The following is a 20421-nucleotide window of genomic DNA, read 5'->3' on the forward strand; positions in this document are numbered from 1 at the left end:
AGGCCCGCTCCTCATGACTGCCGCCGCCACCCGAAGCGAACACGACCTGCTCGGTGACCGTGACGTCCCCGCCGACGCGTACTGGGGTGTCCACACCCTGCGCGCCACGGAGAACTTCCCCATCACCGGGACGCCGATCTCCGCCTACCCGCACCTGATCGACGCCCTGGCCGCCGTGAAGGAGGCCGCCGCGCTGGCGAACGAGGAACTCGGGCTGCTGGAGCCCAGGAAGGCGGAGGCCATCGTCGCGGCCTGCCGGGAGATCCGGGACGGCGGGCTGCACGAGCAGTTCGTCGTGGACGTCATCCAGGGCGGCGCGGGCACCTCCACCAACATGAACGCCAACGAGGTCGTGGCGAACCGGGCGCTGGAGCTGCTGGGGTACGCCAAGGGGCAGTACCAGCACCTGCACCCCAACGAGGACGTCAACCTCGGGCAGTCGACGAACGACGTGTACCCGACCGCCGTCAAGATCGCGACCGTCTTCGCGGTGCGCGGGCTGCTGAAGGCGATGGCCGTGCTGCAGGACTCCTTCGCCCGCAAGGCGGTCGAGTTCCGGGACGTGCTGAAGATGGGCCGCACACAGCTCCAGGACGCCGTGCCGATGACGCTCGGGCAGGAGTTCTCGGCGTACGCGGTCATGCTCGACGAGGACCGCAGCCGGCTCGCGGAGGCCGTCGAGCTGATCCACGAGATCAACCTGGGCGCGACCGCGATCGGCACCGGCCTCAACGCCCCCGCCGGGTACGCCGAGTCCGCCCGCCGCCATCTCGCGGTCATCACCGGCCTGCCCCTGGTCACCGCCGCCAACCTGGTCGAAGCCACCCAGGACTGCGGCGCGTTCGTCCAGATGTCCGGGGTGCTGAAGCGGATCGCGGTCAAGCTCTCCAAGAGCTGCAACGACCTGCGCCTGCTCTCCTCCGGGCCGCGCGCGGGCCTCGGCGAGATCAACCTGCCGCCGGTGCAAGCTGGTTCGAGCATCATGCCCGGCAAGGTCAACCCGGTGATCCCCGAGGTCGTCAACCAGGTCGCCTTCGAGGTGATCGGCAACGACGTCGCCATCACCATGGCCGCCGAGGCGGGGCAGCTCCAGCTCAACGCCTTCGAGCCGATCATCCTGCACTCCCTGTCGGAGAGCATCACGCACCTGCAGAGCGCCTGCCTCACGCTCGCCGAGCGCTGCGTGAACGGCATCACCGCCAACACCGAGGCCCTGCGCGCCACCGTCGAGAACTCCATCGGCCTGGTCACCGCCCTCAACCCGCACATCGGGTACACGGCCGCCACCGACATCGCCAAGGAGGCCCTCGTCACCGGCCGGGGCGTGGCCGAACTCGTCCTGGAGAAGGGCCTGCTGCCCGCCGAGACACTCGCCGACCTGCTGCGCCCGGAGATCGTCGCGGGCAGCGGGGCACCCCTCGCCTGACCCGCACCGACTCAGCCGCGACCACGCGCCAGGACCGGCCCGGAGGCACAATAGTGATCATGACAAAGACGTCGTCCCTCACCTTCCTGCCGGTCCTGGAGCGCATAGCCGAGGAGATCGAGCGCACGCCCGGTCGCGGGCGTCCCGCCGACTACATCCCGGCGCTCGCGGCCTGCGACCCCCGCCGCTTCGGCATGGCGGTCGCCGAGCTGGACGGCACGGTGTACGGGGTGGGGGACTGGCGCCGGCCGTTCTCGGCGCAGTCCATCACCAAGGTCTTCACGCTCGCCCTCGACCTGGCCCGCGAGGGCGACGAACTCTGGGAGCACGTGGGCCGCGAGCCCTCCGGCAACCCGTTCAACTCCCTGGTCCAGCTGGAGTACGAGAACGGCATCCCGCGCAACCCCTTCGTCAACGCGGGCGCCCTCGTCGTCACCGACCGCCTCCAGACCCGTACCGGGGACGCGGCCGGAGAGCTGCTGGCCTTTCTGCGTGCCGAGAGCGGCGACGCGGCCCTGGACTTCGACAAGGAGGTCGCCGCCTCCGAGGCCGCGCACGGCGACCGCAACGCCGCCCTCGCCCACTTCATGGCGTCCTACCGCAACATCGACAACCCCGTACCGGTCCTGCTCGACCAGTACTTCCGGCAGTGCTCCGTCGCCGCCTCCTGCGCCGACCTCGCCCTCGCGACCACTTTCCTGGCCCGGCACGGCATCCGCGCCGACGGCACCCGGCTGCTCACCCGCAGCCAGGCCAAGCAGGTCAACGCGGTGATGCTGACCTGCGGGACGTACGACGCGGCCGGGGAGTTCGCCTACCGCGTGGGCCTGCCCGGCAAGAGCGGGGTCGGCGGCGGGATCATCGCGGTCGTACCGGGCCGGTGCACGCTGTGCGTGTGGAGCCCGGGGCTCGACGAGCGGGGCAACTCCGTGGCGGGTGTGGCGGCCCTCGACCGGTTCACCACCCTGACCGGACTGTCGGTGTTCTGAGCCACCGGAGAGCCTCCGCGGGTTCCGCGGTCCGCGCACACTCCGGTCACACGCAGGCCGTTCCCCGGAGGGTGGGAGGTCGCGTTCCGGCCATCCGGCGTTGACACGCTGGCCCGGTGTCGGTCATGGCCCTTCCCGTCGATCTCCGCCGCTGCCAGGTACTGGGCCTGGCCGGTACCGCCGTCCTCGCCCTGGGCGGCGAGACGGCCGGAGCCCTGCCCGTGCGGGAACTCCTCGCCCCCGCCTCCGCCCGCGCCGCCCTCGGCCTGGTCGGCGTGTACTTCGGCGTCGTCCTGCTGATCGCGGCCTGGCTGCTGCTGGGCCGCCTGGTGCGCGGCGACCGCCCGCCGACCCAGCGCGCCCTGCTGCTGGTCCTCGCCGTGTGGGCGGCCCCGCTGCTGCTGGCGCCGCCGCTGTTCAGCCGGGACGTGTACAGCTACCTCGCGCAGGGCGCCATGGTCGACGCGCACATCGACGTGTACGCGCACGGCCCCGCCCGGCTCGGCGGGCCGCTGGCCGACGAGGTCGCCCCCGTGTGGCGCAACACCGGCGCCCCGTACGGCCCCGCGTTCCTGGCCGTGGCCTCCGCCCTGGCCGGGCTGTCCCGGGGCGAACTGCCCGCCGGGCTGTTCGGAATGCGGCTGCTGGCGCTGCTCGGAGTGGCCCTGATGGCGGCCGCGCTTCCCCGCCTCGCCCGGCACAGCGGCGCCGACCCGGCCGCCGCCCTGTGGCTGGGCGCCCTGAACCCGCTGGTGCTGCTGCACCTGGTGGCCGGCGCCCACAACGACGCGATCATGCTCGGCCTGCTCGGCCTGGGCCTGGTCGCGGCCCTGGGCCGGTGGCCGGTCGCGGGCGCCGTCCTCGTCACGCTCGCGGCCCTGGTCAAGGCGCCCGCCGCGCTCGGACTCCTGGCGATCGTGGCCGTTCAGGTGCGTGCGGGGCGCCGGGCATCGCGCGCTGTGCCGGCGACCGCGCTCGCGGCCGGGGCGACCACGGCCGCCGCGACCGCCGTCGCCGGTACCGGGTACGGCTGGATAACCGCCCTGGACACCCCGGTCTCCCCGCACAACTGGGCGCTCACCAGCCTGCTGGGCCGCGCCACCGGCGCCCTGCTGGAGCGCCTCGGCAGCGACCTGGCCCCGCTGGCCGTCCCGGCGTGGCATGTGCTCGGCCTCGTGGCCACCGCCGCCGCCGTCCTCTTCATCTGGCTGCGGCTGCGGCCCGCCCCGGTCTACGCGCTCGGCCTGAGCCTGGCGGTGGTGGCCGCCTTCGGCCCGGCGATCCGCCCCTGGTACGCGCTGTGGGGCCTGTTCCTGATCGCCGCCGCCGCTCCCAGCACGCCGGTCCGGCGGCGGGTGGCGGCCGTCACCGGTGTGCTCGCGCTCGCGGTGCTGCCCAGCGGCGGCCCCGCGGACCCGGGACAACTGGTGCTGGCCGTCTCCGGCGGCGTCCTCGCGGTGGTGGTCCTGGCGCAGGCCCACCAGGCGGCCCGGACGCCCGCGCTGGGGCGTACGGCATGAGGGGGCCGGGCACCGACCGGGGCCGGATGCTCCTCGTGCTGCTCCTCGCCGCCGCCGTGACCGTCTTCACGGCGACCGTGCCTCTGCTGCGCGACTGGTTCGACCTGCGCGTCTACTACGGCACCGTGGCCGGCTGGACACACCACGGCGGCCGGATCTACGACTACCGCGTGCCGGGCACGCCGTACGGCTTCACCTACCCGCCGTTCGCCGCCGTGGCCATGCTGCCGATGGCGCTCCTGAGCCTGCGCACCGCGATCGCCGTGTCCCTGCTGCTGAACCTGGCCGCGCTGGCGGCGGTCCTGCGCGTTCTGGCCGGCCCCGGATGGCGGCGCCACGGCTGGTACGGCTGGGCCCTGGCCTCCTGCCTGCTCGCGCTCTTCGAGCCGCTGCGCGACACCTTCAGCTTCGGCCAGGTGAACCTCCTGCTGCTGGCCCTGGTGCTGGGCGACGGGTGGCTGCTGGCGACCGGCCGGGGCCGGTGGGCGGGCGCCGGGATAGGACTGGCCGCCGCGATCAAGCTGACCCCCGCGCTCTTCATCGGCCTGCTGCTGCTCGGCCGCCGGTGGCGGGCCGCCGCGCTGGCGACGGCCGTCGCCGCCGGGGCGACCGCCCTCGCGGCCTGGGCGGACCCGGGTGCCTCACGGTTCTACTGGACCGAGGCGCTGTGGGACACCGACCGGGTCGGACGGCTGGACTACGTCTCGAACCAGTCCCTCCAGGGCGTGCTGGCCCGGCTCGGCGAACCCGGCCGCCCGGTGTGGGCGACGGCCGTCCTGCTGGTGCTGTGCGTGTGGGCGTGGCGGGCGCGCCGGGCGCTCGCGGCCGCCGACTGGCCGGCCGCCTTCGCCCTCACCGGCCTCACGGCCTGCCTGGTCAGCCCGATCACCTGGGTGCACCACCTGGTCTGGCTGCTGCCGTCCTTCGCCGTCCTGGTCCGCGCCGGTCACCCGCGCCTGGCGGGCGCCCTGTACGCGGTGCTGTGCACCAGCGTGGTGTGGCTGTGGTACGACGACGCGTCCGGCCTCGACGGGTTCCTCGGCGGCAACGCCTACACGTGGATCACGCTCGGCCTGCTGACGGCACTGCCCGCCGGTCAGTCGCCCGCCTTCCGGTTGCCCTTGGTCCGCAGCGCCAGTGCCACGGCCACCGTGCCGAGACCGGCGGCGCCCGCGATGACCCCGGCGTCCGGCCACCCGGATCCGCGGTCCGGTGCGAGCGGTGCCGCCGCGGCCACCGGCGCCGCGGACGCCTGCGAGTGAGGCGGGCGGGGGAGCAGGGCGTCCAGCGAACCCACCGGGTCGACGCGTCCGGACGCGGCGAAGCCCCAGTCCAGCAGGGCGCGGGCCTCCTCGTACACGGCGAAGCCGCCGCCCTCCTGTGGGTTCATCACCGTCACCACCAGCGTGCGCCCGCCCCGGCGCGCCGCGGCGACCAGCGTGTTGCCCGCGTTGCTGGTGTAGCCGTTCTTGATGCCGATCAGACCGGGGTACGGCGCCACACCGTCCTCGCCGGTCAGTAGCCGGTTGGTGTTCTCGATGCCGAACGCCCCTGCGCCCCCGTCGGGGAACCGGGCCTCGGCGGTGGCGCAGTACCGGGCGAAGTCGGGGTTGTGCAGCCCGGCGCGGCCGAAGACCGCCAGGTCGTACGCCGACGACACCTGGTCGGGCATGTCGTAGCCGTCCGGTGAGACGACGTGGGTGTCCAGGGCGCCCAGGGCGCGGGCCCTGGCCTGCATCCGGGTGGCCGTGGCCTGCCAGCCGCCGTTCAGGGAGGCCAGGACGTGCACGGCGTCGTTGCCGGAGCTGAGGAAGACCCCGCGCCACAGGTCGGCGACCCGGTACGTCTGCCCCTCGACGACTCCGACCAGGCTGCTGCCCTCGCCGACGTCCTCGAGTTCCCGCGCGGCGACCGTGTGCCGGACACCGCCGGGCAGGGACGGCAGCACGGTGAGGGCGAACAGCGTCTTCAGTGTGCTGGCGGGCGGCAGCCTGCGGTGCGCGTCGTAGGCCGCCAGCACCTCGCCGCTGCGGGCGTCGGCGACCAGCCAGGACAGCGCGGAGACCTCCGGGACCTCGGGCACGCCGGGGTGCGGCCGGACCTGCGTTCCGGAGCGGTAGAGGAGCGACGGCTGCGGGACCGCCGCCCTCGGGCGGCCGGGCGGGGCGGGGTCCGCCGCGGCCGGCACGAGCGCGAGCACGCCCGCCACACACAGGGCACAGGTCGACGCGGCCACTCGGGAAGAGAATCCGATCATCATACGAATCAACGTAGAAACGCGGGTGCCCAGGACCGCGCTGCCCGGGCCGGGGAGCACCGGGGAGCAACCCGGATGCCGCACGCGGATCAGTCCGCCGGCAGCGTCGGCTGGACCCGTCGCAGGAACGTCGCGTTGTCGGGGGTCTCGCGCATGCGCCGCAGCAGTGTCTCCAGGTTCGCCGGGCCCCCGTCCCGGGACCGCAGCGCGCGGCGCAGGCCTCGTACGGCGGTCAACTCGGCCGGGGACAGCAGGAGTTCCTCGCGGCGGGTGCCGGACGGGTCGAGGTCGACGGCCGGGAACAGCCGGCGGGAGGCGAGCTCCCGGTCCAGCCGGAGCTCCATGTTGCCGGTGCTCTTCAGCTCCTCGAAGAACAGGCCGTCGGCGCGGGAGCCGGTGTCCACCAGGGCGGTGGCGATGATGGTGAGCGAGCCGCCCTCCTCGGCGTGCCGCGCGGCGCCGAAGAACCGCTTGGGGCCGAGCATGGCGCCCGCGTCGACGCCGCCGCTCAGGGTGCGTCCGCCGGCCGCGGCGGCGTTGTTGTGGGCCCGGCACAGGCGGGTCAGCGAGTCGAGCAGGATGACGACGTCCTCGCCGTCCTCGACCAGCCGCTTGGCGCGCTCGATCACGAGTTCCGCGAGCGCGATGTGGTCCTTGGGCGCCCGGTCGAAGGTCGAGGCGTACACCTCGCCGCGCACGGAGCGCCGCATGTCGGTGACCTCCTCGGGGCGCTCGTCGAGCAGCAACACCATCAGACGGCACTCGGGGTGGTTGCCGGCGACACCGGCCGCGAGCTGCGTCAGCAGTACGGTCTTGCCGGTCTTCGGCGGGGCCACGACTAGCCCGCGCTGGCCCTTGCCGACGGGTGCGAACAGGTCGGCGACCCGTCCGGCGAGCCCGGACGCCGGGTGCTCGAGGCGGATCCGCTCGCGCGGGTGCAGCGGGGTGAGGTCAGGGAAGTGGCGGCGCCCGCGCAGTTCCTCGGGCGTACGTCCGTTGACGCGCGCCACGTCGGTCAGCGTGCGCCGCTCACCACCGACGCCTTCGACGAGATCGCCCCTGCGCAGGCCGTGGCGCCGGATCAGCGCGGGGGAGACCTGGAGGTCGGCGGGGGAGGACAGGCAGCTCTCGGCGCGCAGGTGCCCCTTCCCGTGCGCGTCGATGTCGAGGACACCGGTGACGGGCTTGGATTCCTGGGAGGCCTGGGGGCGCTGCCGTACGGGAGGGTGTTCGAGTGTGGTGGTCATGGGTGGTCCTTTCACGGACTCTCACGGTCGGAAGGCATGCGGAGGAGGTGGGAAGGGGCCGCACTGGCAGGGCGTACGGACACGCCCGCGGGCGGCGGGGAACAGCACCTCGGGTACGACGCGCTTGCGGCGCGAACATCCTGCTCACGAGGTGTGCGGAGAAGCCGGTGCGCCGGGTCCGGAAGGGACGTCGCGGTCGGCTGAGCGAAGGGAAACGGCACTGGAGCCCGAAACGGGGGCGTACACAAGTGCTGATCGCACTGTACCAGTCACCCTGAGTGCGTCAACATGACGTCGTGCGCTTTGATTCCCCGCCGGGGGACACCCGTGCTCGGCGGGGGGTGCGCACCCGGCGTCTTCGGTTTTGTCACCGGCTCGCACCAGATGTCCCCAGACCATAACGATCCCGGACGTGGGGGGACTTGACCGGCGACGTGCATTATCTTCACGTCATGTCCACGCCGCCAACGCCGCCGCAGCAGCCCGACCAGCCGTCGGACGCGCCCGCCCAGCCGACCGCGTATCCCTACCCGAATCCGCAGTCGCCGCCGCCCGGCGGGCCGGCCGGTTTCCCGCCTCCGGCGTCGCCGACCGTTCCGGCCCAGCAGAGCTTCTACGCCCACCCGACCCTGGTCGGCCACCCGGCTCAACCGCAGCCGGGCCAGGCCCAGCCGGGCAACCCGTACGTGCAGCAGGGCCCGTACGGCCCCGTGCCCGCCCCGCCGCCCGGCGGCGGCCGCGGTGCCGGGAAAGCGGTCCTGTGGGCCGCGGTCGGCGCGGTGGTGGCGTCCGCCGCCTGGGCGGTCGGTGTCTTCGTGGTCGGCGGCAAGGACGGCGCGGACCTGCGCGGCTACTCGTCGCCCTCGAACCTCTGCTCCGGCGCGGACTACTCCTCCTTCAAGGACGAGTACCCCGAGGACGACACCTCCCCGACCCACAACTCCCTGAAGGCCAACGCCCTCGAAGAGGGCTACTGCAGCCTCAGCCTGAAGAAGACCGGTTCGAGCTACGCGGACGCCTACCTCACCATCCAGGTGGACCTGCACAAGAAGACCGACCCGGCACCGGAGTTCACGGACACCTGGAAGAACTACGACGACAGCCACTCGGGTTACGACGTGGAGACCGTGAACGGCGTCGGTGACGAGGCCTACCTCGTCACCGAGGACACCACCAGCGGCTCCTCCAGCGGCTCCCGGTACGCCACGCTCGCCGTGCGGGACGGCTGGGTGACGTACAGCATGAGCTACAGCGCCTACCTGTCCTCGTACGACGACGACAAGGACCCGCCGCAGCTCGACGAGGTGACCGACTGGCTGAAGTCGGACACCAAGGCCACCTTGGACAACCTCAAGGACTGACCCGCACGGGCGCCTTGACCCTCGTCGTCGCCCGACCTCAGGAGGCGGAGGCGGACCGTGCCTCCGCCTCCTTCGCGATCTGCTCGAACCGTGCGCCCATGGCGGCCGCGAGGGCCTGGGCGCCCGACAACGGGCGCACCATGACCGTCAGTTCGTCGATCAGGCCGTCCTCGTCGAGATGGATGAAGTCGCAGCCGGTCAGCTCGCGGTCGCCCACCCGGGCGGCGAACACCAGCGCGTGGTCGCGGGCGTCGCCGCCGGTGAGCTCGCGCTCGTACCGGAAGTCCTCGAAGACCTGGGCGACCGCGCGCAGGATCGCCGCCGTGATCGCCTTGCCCGCATACGGCTTGAAGACGACCGGGCTGGTGAACACGACGTCCTCGGCCAGCAGCGCCTCCACCCGGCCCAGGTCGCCCGCCTCGACCGCCTCGCGGAACGCACGCATCGGATCACCTCTTAGTCAATTAATTGAGTAGGTGCCGATGAGAATAATCACCTGCTGTTACCGTGTCCACATGTCGCTGAAGTACGCCGTCCTCGCCGCGCTCCTGGAGGGCGAGGCCTCGGGCTACGAGCTGTCCAAGGTCTTCGACGTCTCCCTGGCCAACTTCTGGCCGGCGACCCCGCAGCAGCTCTACCGCGAGCTGGAGCGCCTGGCCCAGGACGGGCTGATCGAGGCCCGGGTCGTGCAGCAGGAACGCCGGCCCAACAAGCGGATGTTCACCCTCACCGAGGCGGGCCGCGCGGATCTGCGCTCCTTCGCCGCCGAGCCGCCCCGCCGGCCCACCGCACTGCGCGACGAACTCCTCATCAAGATCCAGGCGATGGACGGCGTGGACCCGGCCGTCACCCGTGAGCTGATCGAGGAGCGCATGACCTGGGCGCGCGGCAAGCTCGACCGCTACCTGCGCACCCGTGACCGCCTCCTCGACGGCCGCACCGAGGACGAGTACCTCAGCGAGGCCGGGCGCATCGGGCCGTATCTGACGCTGATGGGCGGGATCGCCTTCGAGGAGGAGAACCTCCGCTGGTGCGAGCGGGTGCTGGCGGTCCTGAAACAGCGCGTTGCTCTAGGCTGACCTCGATGTTCAGCCCAGAAGGCCCCACCCTGCGCGAACTCGCCGTCCAGGCGCTGTCGTCGGTCGAGCGCGGCTACGACCTGCTCGCCCCGAAGTTCGACCGCACCCCCTTCCGCACCCCGGACTCGGTGCTCGACGCGGTCGCCGCCGCGCTGCGGCGGACGGGCCCGTACGAGGACGGACTGGACCTGTGCTGCGGCACGGGCGCCGGGCTCGACGTCCTCGCCCAGGTGTGCCGGGGGAGTGTCACGGGCGTCGACTTCAGCGCGGGCATGCTCGCCGAGGCCCGCGGGCGCACCGACCTGCCCGTCCGGCTGGTTCGCGCCGACGCCCGCGCCCTGCCCTTCGCCCCCGCCTTCGACCTGGTCGTCAGCTTCGGGGCCTTCGGCCACTTCCTGCCCCGCGAACTGCCGGGCCTGTTCGCGCAGGTCCACTCCGTACTGCGGCCGGGCGGCTCCTTCGCCTTCCCGGTCCTCGCCCCGCCCCGCCCGTCCTCACCGGCGTACTGGACGCTGCTCGGCTTCGACACGGTGATGCGGGTGCGCAACGCCGTCTGGCGCCCGCCGTTCGTCATGTACTACCGCGCCTTCCGGTTCGGGGCGGTGCTACGGGAGTTGACGCGCGCCGGGTTCGTCGTGGACCTGCACGCCCTGCCCGAGTTCGGGCGGCGGTCCGACGGCAGTCCCCGCGTGCGGCTGGTGGTGGCCCGCGGCGAGCGTCACCCCGCCGCCGGCACCGTGAACTCGTAGACCAGCGCGTCCTGCTGGGCCTCCACCACGAGGTCCGTGATCTCCAGCGGCCGGGCGTACTGGTCGTGCACGCGCCGGGTCACCCGGACCGAGGAGGCGTCGGCGACCTGGCTGATGGAGTCCCGGTGGTGCAGGGTCAGCCCCGCCTTGCGCATCCAGTCGTAGGCCCGCGTCAGCTGCGCGGCGGCGGCGCCGCCGGCCCGGTCCCGGTAGCGGCCCAGCTCCGCCACCTCGGACAGGGCCACGGCGGAGAAGGACGTCACCGCGGTCCGCAGGGCGCGGCCGTCGGACGTGGCCGACCGGTAGCGGTGCACCAGCGTCGGCCGGTGCGGGGCGAGGCCCAGCGCGGCGGCGTGCTCCGGCGGGGGTGTCTCCCAGGTCACCGTGGCACGGTCGACCGCGCCCGGATCCGTGCTGCGGGCGCCCACCGGGAAGGCGAGCGACACCGGGTCCTCCACCGGCCGGCCGGGGAGGGTCGCGTGACTGCCCCGCCGGTCGGTGGTGACCAGACCGTCGCGGCGCAGCACCTCCAGCGCCTGCCGGACGGTCTCCCTGCTGACTCCGAAGTGTCCGGCCAACTGCCGCTCTCCCGGCAGCCGCCCGCCCGGCGGAACGGTGCCGTCGCGCAGCTCGCCGAGCAACTGTGTCGCGATCCGCCAGTAGAGGGGCTGCTCCTCGGTCAGTGGGTGGTCGTGGGGGACGGTGCGGGCCATGCCGCGCCTCCTGTTGGTGACAAGACGTAGCCGTGCGGGCTCATTGCGCGACCACATCTAGCATTGGTCTACACCAGCAGGGAAGGGTGGCCCGCGGGTTCGGCCGAAACCGGACCGTGTCCCACCGCGGCCTCAGGCGTACGACCGCAGCCAGCGCAGCTTCGCCGCCTCCTGGTACGGGCCGCCGCCCTCGTGGTCGTTGAACTCGTACACCTCGATCGCCTTGTCGTCGTGCGCCCAGGCGTTGAAGGCCGCGAAGATCGTCGAGGGCGGGCAGGTCTGGTCCTCCAGGGCCGTGGAGAACAGCGCGGGCGCCCGGCCCCGGGCCGCGAAGTGGACGCCGTCGAAGTAGGACAGCGTGCGCAGGACGTCCTCGGCGCGACCGCGGTGGGTCTTGAGATAGAGGCCGATCTCCCGGTACGGGTGCCGGTCGGTCAGCGTCGTCGCGCGCGGGAAGTCGCACAGGAACGGCACGTCCGGGGCGACCGCCAGCAGGTCGGGGACCAGCCCGCCCACCGCGAGCGTGATGCCGCCGCCCTGGCTGCCGCCGGTCGCGACCGTCCGGGCCGCGTCGGTCAGCGGGTGCGAGCGGGCCGCCTCCACCGCGCGCACCGCGTCCGTGAACACCCGGCGGTAGTAGTAGTTCTCGGGCGCGTCGACGCCCCGCGTCATGAAGCCCGGGTACGCGGGCGAGCCGCCCACCGGGTCGGCGGTGCCGCCCCCGCCGCCCCAGGCGCTGCCCTGGCCGCGGGTGTCCATCACGAAGTGCGCCCGGCCCGTCGACGCCCACAGCAGGTGCTCGTGCGGCAGCCCGCGCCCGCCGCCGTAACCCACGAACTCCACCACCAGCGGCAGCGGCTCCCCGGCCCCGGCGGGCAGGGTCAGCCAGCCCTTCACCGGGTGGCCGCCGAACCCGGCGAACGTCACGTCGTACACCGACACCGTCGACAGTCCGGTGTCGACCGGTTCGAAGCGGGCGTTCAGGTCGTGCTCGCGGGCCTCCTGGAGCGTCTTCGACCAGAAGGCGTCGAAGTCCTCGGGCTCGGCGGACTCGCTGCGGTACGCGCGGAGCTCGTCGAGGGAAAGGTCGAACAGGGCCATCAACAACCGCCTTTGGGTGAGAGCCTGCGGGTGATCACACCGTACGTCGGTGGTCGGAGGACTGGCCAGGCCCTTGCCGGTTCCGCGCCCGTTACGGACACCCTGGTCCGGCCATTGGTCGGGTCACCCCGGCGCGGTGGCCCGCGCACACCGGGTCAGGCCCTGCGCCGGGTCCAGTCCGGCCCCGTGCGGGCCCACTCCCGGTCCCACTCGTCCAGCCGGTGCCGCAGCGAGACCCGGCGGCCGATGCCGTGGCCGAGGAGCACCACTCCCGCCGTGGCGCCCGCCACGCACACACCGATGCTCACGGTGTGCTGCCAGACCGCGACGTCGTCCGGGGGTGCGGCGACGCTGCGCCCCCGCGAGTCGAACCACACGTCCACCACATCGCCCAGCCGGGCCGCTGCCGGGACCCGCGCCGACGCGGTACGCGTCCCCTTGCCCGGCTCCGTCCACCGCACCGTCGTCCGGTAGGCGTTCCGGTCGCCCTGCACCGAGGGGAGTTGCTCCGGTATGCCGCCGATCACCTCGGCACGGACGCGGTGACGCTCGGCCCGCTGGGCCACGGCGGCCGTCCGCGCCTCGTCATGGGCCCACAGGCCCGCCAGCGCACCGGCCAGGGGCGCGCCCAGGAACAGCAGGACGGCGACGGCCAGCGCCAGCCACGCCTCCATGACGTCCGACCGGCGCCGCAGCGGATTGCGCCGCCAGCGCCAGCCGCGCACTCGGGTTCGCATCTCGACCTCCTCGCCGTCACCCGAGCCGGAGGGCCGGTAGGCCTCCCGCCGGGGCCGGCCCGCCCCTCCCCGCGCACGCCGCACGTATGCGAGCGTCCACACCGGTCTCGTACCCCGAACGGCGTAGCTCGCTCACCCCGCGAACCATCATTTGAACCCCCGGGACGAACGACCGGATCGAGGCACCGTGCCCGGCGGCGCGGCGGTCCGACCGACCATGGCAAGGGCGCCCTTAGCCGCGCTTGACGCCCACTGGCGTGCCGCTTACCGCCCCGGTCCGCTCCGGGAGTCAGCCGAAGCGCTCGATGCGGATCCGGTCCACGGGCTGCCCCGCCGCGACGAGCAGCCGAGAGGCGTGTTCGGCGAAGCCGTTGGAGCCGCACACATAGGCCTCCCACCCACCGGGAGGCCGCTCGGCCATGAGCGGCGCCACATGTGCGGCCGCCATACGTGCCACCGGCACACCCTCCGGCGCCCGGCGCGTGAAGACGGCCGTGGTCTCCGCGCCCAGCTCCCGCGCGTAGATCAGCTCCTCGGGAGCGCGCGCGGACACCAGCAGCCGCAGCGGCACCGACAGACCCCGCGCCCGGTGGTGCCGCACCATCGACATCAGCGGTACGACCCCGGAGCCGGCGCCGACCAGCAGCGCGGGCCGGTCGCCGGGCCAGGCGAAGAAGCCGCTCAGCGGGCCGCGCACCTCGACCGTGTCACCCGGCCTGGCCACCGTGTGGAACCAGCCGGAGACCTCGCCGCCCGCCACATGGTCCAGGGTCAGCTCGATGTGCCCGGAGTCGTCCGGCGCCGAGGCGATCGAGTAGTGGCGCTGCGCCACATAGCCGTCCTCGGCGGTGAGCCGCAGCATCAGGTGCTGTCCGGGCAGATGCCCCGCCCAGCCGGGCACGGCCAGCCGGAAGGTGGCGGCACGGGGGGTCTCCGGCCGGATCTCGGTGAGTGTGGCCGTCTGCCACACCGACGCGGCCGAGCCACTGACGGCGATGCGTCCGGGCACCGCGAAGCGGGTGGGGGGAGTGAAGGACCCGGACACCGGGTCGGTCGTCGTCTCAGTCACCGGAGTACCGCTGCTCCTCCCAGGGGTTGCCCCGGGCGTGGTAGCCGTTCCGCTCCCAGAAACCCGGCTCGTCGTGGTCGAGGAGGGTGAGGCCCGCGATCCACTTGGCGCTCTTCCAGAAGTACAGGTGCGGCACCAGCAGCCGGGCCGGCCCGCCGTGCTCGGGGGCGAGCGGCTCCCCGTCGTACTCCCAGGCGAGCCAGGCCCGGCCCCCGGTGAGGTCGGCCAGCGGCAGGCCGGTGGTGTAACCGGTGTGCGAGTAGGCGACGGCATGGGTCGCGGACCCATGGGGCCGCACCACATTGAGGAAGGCGTCCAGGGACACGCCCCCGAACCGCACTCCGAACTTCGACCAGCCCGTCACACAGTGGATGTCGCCCTCGTACCCGGACGCGGGCAGCGCGCGTGCCTCGTCCCAGTCCCAGGTGCGCGGCTCGGCCACCAGCCCGTCGACGCGGAACGTCCACTCGGCGGGCGTGAGGTCGGGGGTGACCTCGGCGGACAGCACGGGCCAGTCGTCGCCGGCGTCGTACTGGCCGGGCGGCAGCCCCGGGTGGTCGACGCGCGGGCGCCCGGTGAAGCCTCGGGTGACGTTCATGCTTCAACCGTACGCTGTCGTATCCGGAGCTCCGGCCCTGGTCAGCGGCCCCATCATTGCGGCCGTATGAACTCCGCGCCGGTCCGGGAATAGCCCTCCCGCGTTCCTCCTTGGCGCTGAGTGCCGGCACCGGTGGCCCGGTGACAGTGCAAGGAGAGTGAGGTAGCAGATGCCCAAGGCGTACGTCTTCACCCGGTACGGCGGACCGGAGACCGAGGCCCTCGTGGACGTGGACCGGCCGAGCCCCGGCCCCGGTGAGCTCCTGGTCGCGGTCCGTGCGGCGGGCGTGAACCCGGTCGACTTCAAGCAGCGCACGGGCTACCGCCGCCCCGGCGAGACGAGCGAGCGGGTGTTCCCGGCCGTGTTCGGCAACGAGGTCTCCGGCGTCGTCGAGGAGACCGGGGACGGCGTGCACGGGTTCGCCGTGGGTGACGAGGTCTTCGGCAACACCGTCGCCGGAGGCTACGCCGAGTACGCGCTGCTGCCCGCCGAGGTGACCGCGCACAAGCCCGCCGCCCTCTCCTTCACCGACGCCGCGACCCTGCCGGTCGCCGCCGCCACCGCCTACGACGGCGTCCGCCAGCTCGGCCTGCCCGCGGGCGCGACCCTGCTGATCACCGGCGCGGGCGGCGGAGTCGGTGCCGCCGCCACGCAGCTCGCCCGCGCCTTCGGGCTGCGGGTCGTGGGCGTGGCGAGCGAGGGCAAGAAGGAGTTCGTGGAGTCGCTGGGCGCCTTGCACGTGCCCTCCGGGCCGGGCCTGGCCGAGCGGGTCCGGGCCGCCGCGCCCGACGGCGTCGACGCCGTGTACGACCTGGTCGGCGGTGAGGTCCTCACCGAGGCGGCCGGTCTGCTCACCGACCGGAGCAAGCTGATCACCGCCGGCGCCCCGGAGGGGACCGTGGTGGAGCTGGGCGGCGCACGGGTGGCCCGCGCCCGCACCGCCGCCGTCCTGGACGCGGTGGCGGAACTGGTGGTGAAGGGCGACCTGCACCCGCACGTCACCCGGACCTTCCCGCTGGAGCGGGCCGAAGAGGCGCTGCGCGCCGTGGAGGACGGGCACGCCCGCGGCAAGACCGTGATCGAGGTCGCCCGATGAGCACCGTGGCCCCGCAGACCTCACAGACCCCGCACGTCCTCGACAACCCCGCCCTCGCCTCGCTGACCGGCCCGCACGCCCACTTCGCCGAGCGGCACGGCCGGGTCCTGCGCTACCCGGCCGACGTCTCCCCGTGGCTGGCCCTGCCCGACGATCCCACCACCGGCGACTGGGCGGACCTCGCGGCGCTGGCCGGGCCCGGCGCCGAGGTCCTGCTGACCGGCTACTGCGGGCAGGTCCCGGACGGTTGGGAGATCACCTTCCAGATCGAGGGCGTCCAGTTCGTGGACGACGGTCTGGCCGCCGCGCCGGACGCGGAGGCGGTCCGCCTCGGCCCCGCCGACGTACCCGAGATGCTCGACCTGGTCCAGCGCACCCGGCCCGGACCCTTCCTGCCCCGTACCGTCGAACTCGGCACCTACCTGGGCATCCGGCGCGAAGGGGCGCTCGTCGCCATGGCGGGGGAGCGGCTGCACCCGCCGGGCTGGACCGAGATCAGCGCGGTCTGCACCGACCCGGCCGTCCGCGGCGAGGGCCTGGCGACCCGGCTGATCCTCGCCGTGGCGCACGGCATCCGGGAACGCGGCGAGACCCCCTTCCTGCACACCGGTGCGGGCAACACGGGCGCCATCCGGCTGTACGAGTCGCTGGGCTTCCGGCTCCGGCGCAGCACCGCCTTCCTCGCGGCCCGGACGCCCGAGCGGCTGGCGGACGGCCGGGAGGCGGTGCCGGTGGCCTGACACGGCGGCCCGCTCACCCGGGCCCGGCGCCCCCGGCCGGACAGGTCCTAGGCGTTGTAGCGCTCCAGGTACGCCGCGAACCGCGTCAGGTCCTCCTCCGGCCAGTCCGCGAGCCGCTCCCGGAAGGCCGCCCGGCGGCGCCTGGTGACCTGGGCAAGGATCTCCCGGCCGGACTCCGTCAGGTGCAGCAGCTGGACCCGGTGGTCCTGCGGGTCCGGGCGCCGCTCGATCAGGTGGGCCCGCTCCAGCGCGCGCACCTGGCGGCTGACCGTGGACTTGTCCAGGGCGTAGTGCGCGGCGAGGTCGGTGGCGCGGCAGCCGCCGACCTCCTCCAGATGCCCGAGCAGGGTGTACGACACCAGGGACAGCTCGGGGTGCATCCGGCCCGCCGAGGCCCGGGCCCGCCGGGCGAAGATGGTCATCTCGCGCTGGATGACCTCGATGGCCGCCCTTGCTGCTGACACGGGAACACCTCCTCCGCGCTCCAGTTGTACAGCACAACTCGAGTGGGCCCGGTGATCGTTGGGGTAGGGTGGCCGTCCCGGCCGAGGACGGTCCCGGCCGGGAGTCGCCGAGGAGGTGGGACCCATTACCGCTGTGTCAGGACGGGTGCTCTCTCCTCCGAACGGCGCGGATCACCGGCGTTAGGTGACCGCGGGAGCGCCCTTCGGCCCCAGGCTTGTCGAAAGGCTCCCGGCTTTCATGCCCCCACTTTCCCCTGCCGCCGTCGTGACCGCGCTGCGCGCCGCCGGCTGTGTCTTCGCCGAGGACGAGGCGGAGTTGCTCCTCGCCACCGCCCGTGACCCGCACGAACTGGCCGACATGGTGGACCGGCGCGTCGCCGGACTGCCCCTCGAACACGTCCTCGGCTGGGCCGAGTTCCACGGGCTGCGCGTCAGCGTCGAACCGGGCGTCTTCGTCCCCCGCCGCCGTACCGAGTTCCTCGTCGTCCAGGCCCTCGCCCAGGCCCCGGACGCGTCCGTCGTCGTCGACCTGTGCTGCGGCTCCGGCGCGGTCGGCGCGGCGCTGGCCGCCGGGCTCGCCGGGGCCGAACTGCACGCCGCCGACATCGACCCCGCCGCCGTGCGCTGCGCCCGCCGCAACGTCGCCCCCTACGGCGGTCATGTCCACGCGGGTGACCTCTTCGAGGCGCTCCCGGGTCACCTGCGAGGCCGGGTCGGCGTCCTCGCGGCCAACGTGCCGTACGTCCCCACCGGCGAGGTGGGCCTCCTGCCCGCGGAGGCCCGCGAGCACGAGCCCCTGGTCGCCCTCGACGGCGGCCCCGACGGCCTCGACGTCCTGCGCCGCGTCGCCGGCGCGGCCCCCGACTGGCTCGCCCCCGGCGGCTGCCTGCTGACCGAGACGAGCGAACGCCAGTCCCGGACGGCCGTCGAGGTCTTCACCCGGGCCGGCCTGACCACCCGTCTGGCCGTGTCCGAGGAGCTGTACGCCCACGTGGTGATCGGAGTGCGGGAGTAAGGCCGGCCACAGCCGCCGAGCGGTGCCACGGCGCCTCTCGCCCCCGTCCTTACGTCAGCTCCTGCGCCCGCGCGATGAGGAGGGCCACGTCGTCGTGGTTGTCGGGGTGGTGCATGGTCCGCAGGAGCAGGTCGCAGACCTCCTCCAGCGGGCGGGCCGGATCGTCGAGGAGGGCCAGGAGGGCGTCCAGGCGTTCGTCGAGCGAGTGCCGCCGCGTCTCCACCAGACCGTCGGTGTAGAACACGAGCTCGTCGCCCGGCGCGAAGTCGACGGTGGTGGTGGAGAAGGCGACGCCCCCCACGCCCAGCGGCACCCCCGTGGGCAGGTCGAGGAGCTCCGGCGGGTGCCCGGGACGCACGCGCGCCGGGGGCAGGTGGCCCGCGTTGGCGATGCGGCACTGGCGCAGATGGGGGTCGTGGACGGCGTACACGCAGGTGGCGATGGAGTGGTCGAGTCCGGAGGTGATCTTGTCCAGGTGCTCCAGGAGCAGCGCGGGATCCAGATCGAGCGAGGCCAGCGTGGTCGTCGCCGTCCGTAGCCGGCCCATGGTCGCGGCGGCGCTGATGCCGCTGCCCATCACGTCGCCCACCACGAGCGCCGTCTTGCCGTCCTCCAGCGGGATGACGTCGAACCAGTCGCCCCCGACCTCGGTGGTGGCCCCGGCCGGCTGGTAGCGGGAGGCCACCTCCAGGCCGGTGGTCACCGGCGGGTGGCTGGGCAGCAGGCTGCGTTGCAGGGTGAGCGCCGTGTTGCGGGCGTTCTGGTACCAGCGCGCGTTGTCGATCTGCACGGCCGCGCGGGCGGCCAGCTCCCGGGCCAGCAGCAGGTCGTCCTCGCCGAAGGGCTCCGGGTTCCGGGTCCGTTTGAGGTCGAGGGCGCCGAGCACCTCGCCGCGCGCGATGAGCGGCACGGCCAGATACGAGTGGAGGCCCGCCCGGCCCAGCAGGACGGCCGCTTCGGGGGAGCGGGCGATGCGCGGCAGGTCGTCGTCCTTCACCTGCGGCACCAGGACGGGACTGCCCGTCCGTACGCACTCGGTGACCAGCCGGTCGGGCGCGTACCGGGCGATGCGCCCGGGCGGGTCGGCGGCCCGCAGGGCGTCCGTCTCACTGTGCGCCCGGACGGCCAGGGCGCGGATCACCGCCGGTTCGGCGGGTCCGAGCGTGCTGCGGCGGCCCTCGACGACCGCGTCCAGCAGGTCCACGGCCGCGACGTCGGCCAGTTCCGGCACGGCGACGTCGGCCAGTTCGCGGGCGGTGCGCTCCAGCTCCAGCGTGGTGCCGATCCGGGCCGAGGCGTCGGCGATCACGGCGAGGCGGCGCCGCGCGGCCTCGGCCTCGACGCCCGCCCGGTACTGCTCGGTGATGTCCACCATCGACGCGGCCACGCCCAGCACCGTGCCGGTGGCGTCCTCCAGCCGGTACATCGACACCGACCAGGCGTGGTCCTCGTCCGGGTCGGCCGGGGTGCGGCCCACGGCCGACCGGTCGACCAGCGGCGCCCCGGTCTCCAGGACCAGGCGCGCCGCGGACTCCAGGGTGTCGGCGTCCAGCAACGGCACCACCTCGCGCAGGGTCCGCCCGACGTGTTCCCCGGCGGGCACGCCGTTGATCTTCTCCAGCGCCGGGTTGACCGAGACGTACCGCAGCCGGGTGTCCAGCACGGCCAGCCCGATCGGCGACTGCTGCACCATCCGCTCCGACAGCGCCAGGTCCTGCTCCAGCCGGCGGACCGTCGACTGGTCGGCGGCCAGGCCCAGCGCGTACACCTCGCCCCGGTCGTCCAGCAGCCGCATGTTGCGGAACTCCACCAGCCGGGTGCTGCCGTCCTTGTGCCGGACGGGAAAGCCGCCGGACCAGCTCTGGCCGGTCCGCAGGACGTCGGCGAAGAGCTTGCCGACCAGCTGGATGTGCTGCTCGTGCACCATGATGCGGGCCGCGTACTGCCCGAGCGCCTCCCGCGCCGAGTAGCCGAACAGCTCCTCCGCCTGGGGGCTCCACAGGACGATCCGCCCCTCGGAGTCCAGCACCACCGAGGCCACGCCCAGTACGTCCAGCAGCCCGCTCGGCCGCACCGGCCCGCGCAGGGGCTCGTCGACCCCGCCCACGGGAGCCTCGGCTGCACTCATGCCTCGCACCGCCTCTTGCCGTCCGCACGGCACGCCTTCCCCAGTGCCGACTCCCCTTGTTGTACCGCGCTCACACCAGACTCTCCGACGCCGCCGCCGACTTTCTCCACCAACTCTCGACACGGCGCCGGA

19 protein-coding genes and 1 pseudogene are annotated in these 20421 nt (G+C 73.7%); 10 read left to right on the forward strand and 10 right to left on the reverse strand.

Annotated elements, in window-relative coordinates:
* Window positions 1–13: 13 nt before the first annotated feature.
* The 4 genes and pseudogenes from aspA to ACZ7L0_RS22225 form a co-directional block, all read left to right on the forward strand.
* On the forward strand, window positions 14–1426 hold the full coding sequence (aspA, locus tag ACZ7L0_RS22210) for an aspartate ammonia-lyase (protein ID WP_471244225.1): 1413 nt from the start codon (window positions 14–16) through the stop codon (window positions 1424–1426).
* 59 nt (window positions 1427–1485) lie between these two features.
* Window positions 1486–2415: a glutaminase gene (locus ACZ7L0_RS22215; protein ID WP_471244226.1), complete on the forward strand. Its 930-nt coding sequence runs from the start codon at window positions 1486–1488 to the stop codon at window positions 2413–2415.
* Between the two features lie 125 nt (window positions 2416–2540).
* Window positions 2541–3935 (forward strand): polyprenol phosphomannose-dependent alpha 1,6 mannosyltransferase MptB, encoded by a 1395-nt coding sequence (gene mptB / locus ACZ7L0_RS22220; RefSeq protein ID WP_471244227.1) that lies wholly within the window; start codon window positions 2541–2543, stop codon window positions 3933–3935.
* 230 nt (window positions 3936–4165) lie between these two features.
* Window positions 4166–4759: pseudogene (locus ACZ7L0_RS22225) on the forward strand (glycosyltransferase family 87 protein); the annotation flags it as partial.
* Window positions 4760–5031: 272 nt separating this feature from the next.
* Here the strand turns inward: ACZ7L0_RS22225 and ACZ7L0_RS22230 are convergent.
* Window positions 5032–6195, reverse strand: a complete 1164-nt coding sequence (locus tag ACZ7L0_RS22230; protein ID WP_471244228.1) for a D-alanyl-D-alanine carboxypeptidase family protein — start codon at window positions 6193–6195, stop codon at window positions 5032–5034.
* Between the two features lie 86 nt (window positions 6196–6281).
* Window positions 6282–7439, reverse strand: coding sequence for a transcription termination factor Rho (gene rho / locus ACZ7L0_RS22235; RefSeq protein WP_471244229.1), 1158 nt, complete (start codon window positions 7437–7439; stop codon window positions 6282–6284).
* Window positions 7440–7891: 452 nt separating this feature from the next.
* On the opposite strand from rho, the gene ACZ7L0_RS22240 reads away from it, so the two are divergent.
* On the forward strand, window positions 7892–8800 hold the full coding sequence (locus ACZ7L0_RS22240) for a hypothetical protein (RefSeq protein ID WP_471244230.1): 909 nt from the start codon (window positions 7892–7894) through the stop codon (window positions 8798–8800).
* A gap of 37 nt (window positions 8801–8837) precedes the next feature.
* Here the strand turns inward: ACZ7L0_RS22240 and ACZ7L0_RS22245 are convergent, their stop codons facing one another.
* Complete coding sequence (locus tag ACZ7L0_RS22245; protein WP_471244231.1) at window positions 8838–9245, reverse strand: nuclear transport factor 2 family protein; 408 nt, start codon at window positions 9243–9245, stop codon at window positions 8838–8840.
* Between the two features lie 70 nt (window positions 9246–9315).
* Between ACZ7L0_RS22245 and ACZ7L0_RS22250 the strand changes: the two genes are divergently transcribed.
* Window positions 9316–9879, forward strand: a complete 564-nt coding sequence (locus ACZ7L0_RS22250; protein WP_471244232.1) for a PadR family transcriptional regulator — start codon at window positions 9316–9318, stop codon at window positions 9877–9879.
* Between the two features lie 5 nt (window positions 9880–9884).
* Window positions 9885–10628: a class I SAM-dependent methyltransferase gene (locus ACZ7L0_RS22255; RefSeq protein ID WP_471244233.1), complete on the forward strand. Its 744-nt coding sequence runs from the start codon at window positions 9885–9887 to the stop codon at window positions 10626–10628.
* Here ACZ7L0_RS22255 and ACZ7L0_RS22260 read toward each other — a convergent pair.
* The 5 genes from ACZ7L0_RS22260 to ACZ7L0_RS22280 form a co-directional block, all read right to left on the reverse strand.
* On the reverse strand, window positions 10598–11341 hold the full coding sequence (locus ACZ7L0_RS22260; RefSeq protein WP_471244234.1) for a GntR family transcriptional regulator: 744 nt from the start codon (window positions 11339–11341) through the stop codon (window positions 10598–10600). The two genes, ACZ7L0_RS22255 and ACZ7L0_RS22260, sit on opposite strands and share 31 nt — an antisense overlap.
* A gap of 132 nt (window positions 11342–11473) precedes the next feature.
* Window positions 11474–12442 (reverse strand): acetylxylan esterase, encoded by a 969-nt coding sequence (locus ACZ7L0_RS22265; protein ID WP_471244235.1) that lies wholly within the window; start codon window positions 12440–12442, stop codon window positions 11474–11476.
* A 155-nt stretch (window positions 12443–12597) separates the two neighbouring features.
* Window positions 12598–13179 (reverse strand): Rv1733c family protein, encoded by a 582-nt coding sequence (locus ACZ7L0_RS22270; RefSeq protein ID WP_471244236.1) that lies wholly within the window; start codon window positions 13177–13179, stop codon window positions 12598–12600.
* Window positions 13180–13468: 289 nt separating this feature from the next.
* Complete coding sequence (locus ACZ7L0_RS22275; RefSeq protein ID WP_471244323.1) at window positions 13469–14224, reverse strand: ferredoxin reductase; 756 nt, start codon at window positions 14222–14224, stop codon at window positions 13469–13471.
* 16 nt (window positions 14225–14240) lie between these two features.
* Window positions 14241–14846, reverse strand: a complete 606-nt coding sequence (locus tag ACZ7L0_RS22280; RefSeq protein ID WP_471244237.1) for a sulfite oxidase-like oxidoreductase — start codon at window positions 14844–14846, stop codon at window positions 14241–14243.
* Between the two features lie 169 nt (window positions 14847–15015).
* Between ACZ7L0_RS22280 and ACZ7L0_RS22285 the strand changes: the two genes are divergently transcribed.
* The gene (locus tag ACZ7L0_RS22285; RefSeq protein ID WP_471244238.1) at window positions 15016–15942 is read left to right on the forward strand and encodes an NADP-dependent oxidoreductase; all 927 of its coding nucleotides are present in this window, start codon (window positions 15016–15018) and stop codon (window positions 15940–15942) included.
* Window positions 15939–16682: a GNAT family N-acetyltransferase gene (locus ACZ7L0_RS22290; RefSeq protein ID WP_471244239.1), complete on the forward strand. Its 744-nt coding sequence runs from the start codon at window positions 15939–15941 to the stop codon at window positions 16680–16682. Before ACZ7L0_RS22285 ends, ACZ7L0_RS22290 begins: the two co-directional genes overlap by 4 nt.
* 47 nt (window positions 16683–16729) lie before the next feature.
* On the opposite strand, the gene ACZ7L0_RS22295 is transcribed toward ACZ7L0_RS22290, so the two are convergent.
* Window positions 16730–17104, reverse strand: a complete 375-nt coding sequence (locus ACZ7L0_RS22295; protein WP_471244324.1) for a MarR family winged helix-turn-helix transcriptional regulator — start codon at window positions 17102–17104, stop codon at window positions 16730–16732.
* 280 nt (window positions 17105–17384) lie between these two features.
* Here ACZ7L0_RS22295 and ACZ7L0_RS22300 point away from each other — a divergent pair, with 280 nt between their 5' ends.
* Window positions 17385–18161, forward strand: a complete 777-nt coding sequence (locus ACZ7L0_RS22300) for a putative protein N(5)-glutamine methyltransferase (RefSeq protein WP_471244240.1) — start codon at window positions 17385–17387, stop codon at window positions 18159–18161.
* A gap of 49 nt (window positions 18162–18210) precedes the next feature.
* Here ACZ7L0_RS22300 and ACZ7L0_RS22305 read toward each other — a convergent pair whose 3' ends face one another.
* Complete coding sequence (locus tag ACZ7L0_RS22305; RefSeq protein WP_471244241.1) at window positions 18211–20289, reverse strand: SpoIIE family protein phosphatase; 2079 nt, start codon at window positions 20287–20289, stop codon at window positions 18211–18213.
* Window positions 20290–20421 lie beyond the last annotated feature (132 nt).

It is taken from the genome of Streptomyces sp. NPDC039424, from assembly GCF_055639495.1.